At 74.1% G+C, this 8,377-nt stretch carries 7 protein-coding genes; 2 read left to right on the top strand and 5 right to left on the bottom strand.

Annotated elements, in window-relative coordinates:
- Nucleotides 1-2 precede the first annotated feature (2 nt).
- The 5 genes from K6I33_RS27355 to iolC are packed head-to-tail and all read right to left on the bottom strand — an operon-like array spanning nt 3 to nt 6,097.
- Nucleotides 3-1,505, bottom strand: coding sequence for a CoA-acylating methylmalonate-semialdehyde dehydrogenase (locus K6I33_RS27355; RefSeq protein WP_229357204.1), 1,503 nt, complete (start codon nt 1,503-1,505; stop codon nt 3-5).
- A gap of 20 nt (nt 1,506-1,525) precedes the next feature.
- Nucleotides 1,526-3,415, bottom strand: coding sequence for a 3D-(3,5/4)-trihydroxycyclohexane-1,2-dione acylhydrolase (decyclizing) (iolD, locus tag K6I33_RS27350; protein ID WP_229357203.1), 1,890 nt, complete (start codon nt 3,413-3,415; stop codon nt 1,526-1,528).
- Nucleotides 3,412-4,254, bottom strand: coding sequence for a 5-deoxy-glucuronate isomerase (gene iolB, locus K6I33_RS27345; RefSeq protein WP_229357202.1), 843 nt, complete (start codon nt 4,252-4,254; stop codon nt 3,412-3,414). The genes iolD and iolB overlap by 4 nt, the downstream gene beginning before the upstream one ends.
- On the bottom strand, nt 4,251-5,129 hold the full coding sequence (locus tag K6I33_RS27340; RefSeq protein ID WP_229357201.1) for a deoxyribose-phosphate aldolase: 879 nt from the start codon (nt 5,127-5,129) through the stop codon (nt 4,251-4,253). The genes iolB and K6I33_RS27340 overlap by 4 nt, the downstream gene beginning before the upstream one ends.
- Nucleotides 5,126-6,097 carry a 5-dehydro-2-deoxygluconokinase gene (gene iolC / locus K6I33_RS27335; protein ID WP_229357200.1) on the bottom strand — a complete coding sequence of 324 codons (972 nt, stop codon included), beginning with the start codon at nt 6,095-6,097 and terminating at the stop codon, nt 5,126-5,128. The genes K6I33_RS27340 and iolC overlap by 4 nt, the downstream gene beginning before the upstream one ends.
- A gap of 274 nt (nt 6,098-6,371) precedes the next feature.
- Between iolC and K6I33_RS27330 the strand changes: the two genes are divergently transcribed.
- Together K6I33_RS27330 and K6I33_RS27325 are read left to right on the top strand one after the other, a co-directional pair.
- Nucleotides 6,372-7,310, top strand: coding sequence for a sugar phosphate isomerase/epimerase (locus K6I33_RS27330; RefSeq protein WP_229357199.1), 939 nt, complete (start codon nt 6,372-6,374; stop codon nt 7,308-7,310).
- Between the two features lie 50 nt (nt 7,311-7,360).
- Nucleotides 7,361-8,377 (top strand): Gfo/Idh/MocA family protein (locus K6I33_RS27325; RefSeq protein WP_229357198.1); only part of this gene is annotated, 1,017 nt, incomplete at its 3' end.

Here is an 8,377-nt window from a genome sequence, read left to right as displayed (position 1 = left end):
CCCTAGCGGTGGTGGGGGAAGCCCAGGTCGACGCCGCCGTCCTGGGGGTCGGGCCAGCGGGTGGTGACGACCTTGCCCCGGGTATAGAAGCGGACGCCGTCGTTCCCGTAGATGTGGTGGTCGCCGAAGAGCGAGTGCTTCCAGCCGCCGAAGGAGTGGTAGCCCACCGGCACCGGGATGGGCACGTTGACGCCGACCATGCCCGCCTCGACCTCCAGTTGGAAGCGGCGGGCCATGCCCCCGTCACGGGTGAAGATCGCGGTGCCGTTGCCCCACGGCGAGGCGTTGATGAGGGCCAGCCCCTCCTCGTACGTCCCGGCGCGCAGCACGCACAGCACCGGGCCGAAGATCTCGTCGCGGTAGGCGTCCGCGCCGGTCGGCACCTTGTCGAGCAGGGACAGGCCGATCCAGTGGCCGTCCGCGTACTCGGCGGAGCCCGGGCCGGTGAAGGCGGTGCCGTCGAGGACGACCTCCGCGCCCTGGGCCGCGGCGCCCGCCACATAGGAGGCGACCTTGTCGCGGTGGGCCCTGGTGATCAGCGGGCCCATCTCCGAGGTGGGGTCGTCGCCCGGGCCGATCTTGATCTTCTCGGCGCGCTCGCGGATCTTCGCCACCAGCTCGTCCCCGGTGCCGCCGACCGCGACGACCGCCGAGATCGCCATGCAGCGCTCGCCCGCCGAGCCGTAGGCGGCGGACACGGCGGCGTCCGCGGCGGCGTCGAGGTCGGCGTCGGGCAGCACCAGCATGTGGTTCTTGGCGCCGCCGAGGGCCTGGACGCGCTTGCCGTTGGCGGAGGCGGTGGTGTGGATGTACCGGGCGATGGGCGTGGAGCCGACGAAGGAGACGGCGGCGACGTCCGGGTGCTCCAGGAGCCGGTCGACGGCGATCCGGTCGCCGTTGACGACGTTGAGGACGCCGTCCGGCAGCCCGGCCTCGGCGGCGAGCTCCGCGAGGCGGATCGCGGGCGAGGGGTCCTTCTCGCTGGGCTTGAGGACGAACGTGTTGCCGCAGGCGATGGCGAGCGGGAACATCCACATCGGCACCATGGCCGGGAAGTTGAACGGTGTGATGCCCGCGACGACGCCCAGCGGCTGGCGGATGGCGGAGACGTCCACCCGGCTGGAGACCTGCGTGGACAGCTCGCCCTTGAGCTGCTGGGTGATGCCGCAGGCCAGCTCCACGATCTCCAGGCCGCGCGCGACCTCGCCGAGGGCGTCGGCGTGGACCTTGCCGTGCTCGGCGGTGATCAGCCGGGCGAGTTCGTCGCGGTGGGCGTCGAGCAGGGCGCGGTAGCGGAAGAGCACCGCCGTGCGCTGCGCCAGGGAGGAGCCGCCCCAGGTGGCGTAGGCGGCCTTGGCGGCGGCCACGGCCGCGTCGACCTCCTCGGCGGTGGCGAACGCGACGCGTGTGGTCACGGCGCCCGTGGCCGGGTCGGTGACGGACCCGTACGTGCCGGAGGTGCCCTCGACGGACTTGCCGTCGATCCAGTGGTTGACGGTCTTCATCTGCTGCGACCTCTCCTACGTCAAAGGTAACGGCGACGGGCGGCTGCGTTGCGGTCGTACTCCTCCCGGGCCGACACGGCCGCCGGGCGGGTCGCGGTCTCGGCGACGGGCACATCCCACCACGCCTGGGCGGGGGGCGCCCCGGACACAGTGTCGGCCGTTTCGGTCTCCACGTAGACACATGTGGGCCGGTCGGCGGCGCGCGCCTCGGCCAGCGCGGCGCGCAGTTCGCGGGCGGTACGGGCGCGGAGCACGCTCATGCCGAGCGAGGCGGCGTTGGCGGCCAGGTCGACCGGCAGCGGGTCGCCGGTGTACGTGCCGTCGGGCGCGCGGAAGCGGTAGGCGGTGCCGTAGCGCTCGCCTCCGACGGCCTCCGAGAGGCCGCCGATGGAGGCGTAGCCGTGGTTCTGCACCAGGATCACCTTGATGGGGATGCCCTCCTGCACGGCGGTGACGAGCTCGGTGGGCATCATCAGGTACGTCCCGTCGCCGACCAGCGCCCACACCGGCCGGCCGGGTTCGGCGAGCGCGACGCCGATGGCGCCGGGGATCTCGTAGCCCATGCAGGAGTAGCCGTATTCGAGGTGGTACTGGCGGCGGGAACGGGTCCGCCACAGCTTGTGGAGATCGCCGGGAAGGGAGCCCGCCGCGTTGACGATCACGTCCTCGTCGCCGACGACGGAGTCCAGCGCGCCGAGCACCTGGGCCTGGGTGGGCCGGGCGCCGTCGCCCCGGCCGTCGTCCGGGGCGTACGCGCGGGCGACGGCCGTCTCCCATTCGGCCTTCCCGGCGGTGTACGCGCTGGCGTACGCGTCCGGGACGCGGTATCCCGCGACGGCCTCCGTGAGCGCTTCCAGGCCGGAGCGGGCGTCGGCGACGAGCGGCAGCCCGGCGAGCTTGTGGGCGTCGTACGGGGCGATGTTGAGGTTGACGAAGCGGACGTCCGGGGCGGCGAAGAGGGTCGCGGAGGCGGTGGTGAAGTCGCTGTACCGGGTGCCGACGCCGATGACGAGGTCGGCGCCGCGGGCGAGCGCGTCGGCGACGGCCGTCCCGGTGTGGCCGATGCCGCCGACGTCCGCCGGGTGGTCGTGGCGCAGCGAGCCCTTGCCCGCCTGGGTGGAGGCGACGGGGACGCCGGTGGCGTCGGCGAAGGCGCGCAGGGCGTCCTCGGCCTCGCTGTGGTGGACGCCGCCACCCGCGATCAGCAGCGGGCGGCGGGCCGCCCGTACGGCCCGCGCGGCCGCCGCCAGTTCGGCCGGGTCGGGGGCGGGGCGGCGGACGTGCCAGACGCGGTCGGCGAAGAACTCCTCGGGCCAGTCGTACGCCTCGGCCTGGACGTCCTGGGGCAGGGCGAGGGTGACGGCCCCGGTCTCCACCGGGTCGGCCAGGACGCGCATGGCGGTGAGCGCGGCGGGGATCAGCGCCTCGGGACGGACGATCCGGTCGAAGTACCGGGAGACGGGGCGCAGGCAGTCGTTGACGGAGACGTCGCCCGCGCCGGGGTGTTCGAGCTGCTGGAGGACGGGGTCGGCGGGGCGGGTGGCGAAGGTGTCACCGGGCAGGAGCAGCACGGGGAGGCGGTTGACCGTGGCGAGGGCCGCGCCGGTGACGAGGTTGGTGGCGCCGGGGCCGATGGAGGTGGTGACGGCGTGGGCGGAGAGCCGGTCGCGGTGCCGGGCGTGGCCGACGGCCGCGTGGACCATGGCCTGCTCGTTGCGGCCCTGGAGGTAGGGGAGTCCGGCACCGGTCTCCAGCAGGGCCTGCCCGATCCCGGCGACGTTGCCGTGGCCGAAGATGCCCCAGCAGGCGGCGACGAGCCGCTGCCGCCGGCCGTCGCGCTCGGTGTACTGGTGGGCGAGGAACGTCACGAGGGCCTGGGCGACGGTGAGGCGTCGGGTCGGTCGGGTCATCGGTCCCCTCCGGGTCGGTACAGCGGAAGCCTCGGGTCCGGGGGCTGGTCCGGCCATGTGCCGCGGATCCAGGTGTGGTCGGGGTGGTCGCGGATGAGCCACTCCCGCCCGGGGCCGGGGCCGGCCATCACGTTGAGGTAGTACATGTCGTGGCCGGGCGCGGCGATGGACGGGCCGTGCCAGCCGTCGGGGATCAGTACGGCGTCGCCGGTGCGGACCTCCGTGAGGACGTCCGTCCCGCCGTCGCGGGACGGCGACACGCGCTGGTAGCCGAGGCCGGGGGTGCCGCCGGGGCTCTCGGCGATCTCGAAGTAGTAGATCTCCTCCAGCCGGGACTCCCGGCCCGGGTGGTACTCGTCGTGCTTGTGGGGCGGATAGGACGACCAGTTACCGCCCGGGGTGAGGACCTCGACGGCGATGAGCCTGTCGCACTCGAACGTGTCGGCCGCGGCGAAGTTGTTGACCTGCCGGGAGCAGACGCCCGTGCCGCGCAGCTCGACGGGGACGGCCTCGGCGGGGCCGTAACGGGCGGGCAGCCGGCGCTCGCAGCGCGCCCCGGCGAGAGCGAAACGGCCGCCCTCCGGGGAGGTCAGCGTGACGCGCGCGTCACGCGGGACGTAGGCGAAGTCGGTGACGGCGGTGAAGACGCTTTCACGGCCGTGGAGTTCGAAGGCACGGCCTTCCGTCCGGACCGTGCAGCCGCCGCCGAGCGGCAGCACGATCCATTCGCTGTCGGCGGTTTCGAAGGTGTGGGTGCCGGAGGGGGGCAGGGTGAGGACGCGCAGGGAGGAGTGGTCCCAGCCGGCGGTTCCGGGGGTGATGTCGAGGGTGTACGTCACAGCAACCCCACCGCCGTGTCCACCGCACTCGCCACGTCCCCGTCCGCCGGGTACAGCAACGCCCGCCCCACCACCAGCCCCTGCACCGTCGGCAGCCGCAGCGCCGTCCGCCATCTCTCGTACATCGCGTCCTGGTCGTCGCCCACGTCGCCGCCCAGCAGCACCGCCGGGAGCGTCGACGTCCCCATCACCCGGGCCATGGCGTCCGCGTCGTCCGTGACCGGCACCTTCAGCCAGGTGTACGCGGACGTCGCGCCCAGGCCCGACGCGATGGCGATGGACTTCGTGACGGCCTCGGCGCTCAGGTCGTTGCGGACCCGGCCGCCGACGCGGCGGGAGAGGAAGGGCTCGACGAAGACCGGGAGCCGGCGTTCCGCCATGTCGTCGATGGCGCGGGCGGCGGAGACCATGGTGGCGAGCGAGCCGGGATCGTCGTGGTCGATGCGCAGCAGCAGCTTGCCCGCGTCGAAGCCGCGCCGGACGAGGTCGTCCGCGCGCGGCCCCGTGAAGCGGTCGTCCATCTCGAACGCGGCGCCGACGAGGCCCCCTCGGTTCATGGAGCCCATGACGACCTTGTTCTCCAGCGCGCCGAGGAGCAGCAGGTCGTCGAGGATGTCGGAGGTGGCGAGGACACCGTCGACGCCGGGCCGGGAGAGGGCCAGGCACAGGCGTTCCAGCAGGTCGGCGCGGTTGGCCATGACCAGGGGCCGGCCGCCGACGTCGAGCGCGCCGCGCGCGGTGTGGTCGGCCGCGATGATCATCAGCCGGCCGCTGTCGCCGACGAGGGGGCGCCGCCCCCGCCGGGCGGCGGCCTCGGCGACGGCCTCGGGGTGCCGGCTGCGCACGCGCGGCAGGTCGGCGATGCGGACGGTCACGAGACGGCCCCGGTTCCGGCCGGACGGGCCAGCAGCTCCGTCACCTCGTCCTGTGTCGGCATCGCCGACGAGCAGGCGAGCCGCGAGGCGACGATGGCCCCGGCGGCGTTGGCGTAGCGCGTCACGCGCCCGAGGTCCCAGCCGGCGAGCAGCCCGTGGCACAGCGCGCCGCCGAAGGCGTCGCCCGCGCCGAGGCCGTTGACGACCTCGACCTCCACCGGGGCCGCCTCGGCGACGGTGCCGTCGCGGTGGACGGCGAGGACGCCCTCCGGGCCGCGCTTGACCACGGCGAGCTCGGCCCCGGCCGCGAGGAGCGCCCGCGCCGCCGCGTACGGCTCCCGCTCCCCCGTGGCGACCTCGCACTCCTCGGCGTTGCCCACCGCCACGGTGGCGTGGGCGAGGGCCCGCTCGTACCAGGGCCGGGCGCCGGCCGCGCCCTCCGGCCAGAACACGGGCCGCCAGTCGAGGTCGAAGACGGTGGTCCCGCTCTTCGCCCGCTCCCGCAGCGCGGCGAGCGTCGTGCCGCGGCTGGGCTCCTCGCTCAGGCCCGTACCGGTGATCCAGAAGATCCGGGCGGCGCGGATGGCGGCCAGGTCCAGTTCGGCGGTGTGGATCTCCAGGTCCGGGGCCTTGGGACGGCGGTAGAAGTACAGCGGGAAGTCGTCCGGCGGATGGATCTCGCAGAAGGTCAGGGGCGTGGGGTAGGCGGCCACGGGCGTCACCCAGCGGTCGTCGACGCCGAAGCGGCGCAGCTCGTCGTGGAGGTAGCGGCCGAAGGGGTCGTCGCCGGTGCGGCTGACGAGGGCGGTGCGGCGGCCGAGCCGGGCGGCGGCGACGGCGACGTTGGCCGCCGAGCCGCCGAGGAACTTCCCGAAGGTGTCGGCCTCCGCGAGCGTGACCCCGGTCCGCAGCGGATAGAGGTCCACCCCGAGCCGGCCCATGGTGATGAGGTCGTAGGGACCGGTCATGGTCTTTCCCTCCGCGCGTCGGCACGATCCGGGGCCCAGGTCTAGCCGGGCGCGGACACCCATGTCAAGCATTTGTCCTTACATACGGACGTCGCATGCGGCCTCGCGTACGGCCTCGCGTACGACCTCGCATACGGATGCCTTGCGGGGCGGGTATTGACGTTACGTCCTTATGTCCGGACGTAGCCTTGACACTCCCCGGCCCAGCCGGGAGGCTACGGGCAACCCCAGCCCTTGCCCGGTCAGCGCCGACCGGCGAGAGGAGAGCCGCCGCATGGACAGCGTCCGCGCCCACGACCGCAGCCCGTCACCGCCCCCCGCGCTGGACCGGATCCGGGTCGGCTCCGCGCCGGACTCCTGGGGCGTGTGGTTCGCCGACGACCCGGCCCAGCTCCCCTGGCGGCGCTTCCTCGACGAGGTGTCCGAGGCGGGCTACGAGTGGATCGAGCTCGGCCCGTACGGCTATCTCCCCACCGACCCCGCCCGGTTGCGCGAGGAGACCGGGAGCCGGGGCCTCAAGGTGTCGGCGGGCACGGTCTTCACCGCCCTCCACCGCGGACCGGCGGTCTGGGAGGAGACCTGGGAGCAGGTCTCCCGCGTGGCCGCGCTGGCGCGCGACACGGGCGCGAGCCACCTCGTCGCCATCCCCGCCTTCTGGCGCGACGACAAGACCGCGGAGGCCCTGGAGAGCCCGGAGCTGACGGCCGACCAGTGGCGGTCGCTGACCACCGGCACGGAACGGCTCGCGGCCGAGGTGCGCGACGCCTACGGGCTCTCCCTGGTCGTCCACCCCCACGCCGACACCCACATCGCCACCGAGGAGCACGTCGAGCGCTTCCTCGATGCCACCGACCCGACGCTGGTGAGCCTCTGCCTGGACACCGGGCACTACGCCTACTGCGGCGGCGACAGCGTCAAGCTCGTCAAGACCTACGGGGAACGCATCGGCTACCTCCACCTCAAGCAGGTGGACCCCGCGATCCTGGCCGACGTCGTCGAGCGGGGCACGCCCTTCGGCCCGGCCGTGCGGCAGGGCGTGATGTGCGAACCGCCGCGCGGCGTACCGGCGCTGGAGCCCGTGCTGACGGCCGCCCAGGGGCTCGGCGTCGACCTCTTCGCCATCGTCGAGCAGGACATGTACCCCTGCCCGCCCGACCGGCCGCTGCCCATCGCCCGGCGCACCCGCGCCTTCCTGCGCTCCTGCGGCGCGTGACCGCGCCCACCCGCACCAAGGCAATACGCACCAGCACCGAGGAACACGCAATGACGCAACACGGAACGCTCGGCGTGGCCGTCATCGGCACCGGCAGGATGGGCGCCGACCACGTCCGGCGCCTCGACGGGGCCATCAGCGGGGCGCGGGTGGCCGCCGTCGTCGACATCGACCCGCGCCGCGCCGAGGCGGCGGCCGCCCGCGTCGACGGCTGCGCCGCCCACACCGACCCCTCCGCCGCCATGGCCGCGCCCGGCGTGGACGCCGTGCTCATCGCCTCCCCCGGGCCCGCCCACGAGGAGGCCCTGCTGGAGGCGTTCGCGCGCGGCCTGCCCGTCCTGTGCGAGAAGCCCCTCACCCCGGACTCCGCCTCCGCGCGCCGGGTGCTGGAGGCGGAGACCCGGCTGGGACGCCGGCGCGTCCAGGTCGGCTTCATGCGCCGCTACGACAGCGAATACCAGCGACTGAAGGGGCTCCTGGACGCGGGAGACCTCGGGCACGCGCTGATGCTCCACTGCACCCACCGCAACGCCTCGACACCGCCCGGCTATACGAGCCAGATGACGATCAACGACTCGGTCGTCCACGAGATCGACGCCACCCGCTGGCTGCTGGGCGAGGAGATCACCGCCGTCACCGTCCTGCGGCCCACCCCCTCCTCCGGCGCCCCGGAGGGGCTGAGCGACCCCCAGCTCGTGCTGTTCGAGACCGAGGGCGGCGCGGTGGTCGACGTCGAGATCTTCGTCAACTGCGGCTTCGGCTACCAGGTGCGCTGCGAGGCCGTCGGCGAGCGCGGCACCGCGCGGATCGGCGACGCCCACGGGCTGACCGTCCACGCCGCCGGACGGTGGGGCGGGGAGATCGCCCAGGACTTCCTCACCCGTTTCGGGGACGCCTACGACCGCGAGGTCCAGGCCTGGGTGGACGCCGTCCGGCGCGGAGAGGCGGCGGGCCCGAGCGTCTGGGACGGCTACGCGGCCGCCGTGGTCTGCGAGGCGGCGGTACGGGCCCAGGCCACCGGCGAACGCGTACCGGTCGTCCTCCCCGAACGCCCCGCCCTCTACGCC

The sequence above is a fragment of the Streptomyces sp. UNOB3_S3 genome, assembly GCF_020740895.1.
Classification (GTDB): Bacteria; Actinomycetota; Actinomycetes; order Streptomycetales; family Streptomycetaceae; genus Streptomyces.
The sequence above is the reverse complement of the archived record's forward strand: the minus strand, read 5'-3'. Positions and strand labels throughout refer to the sequence as shown.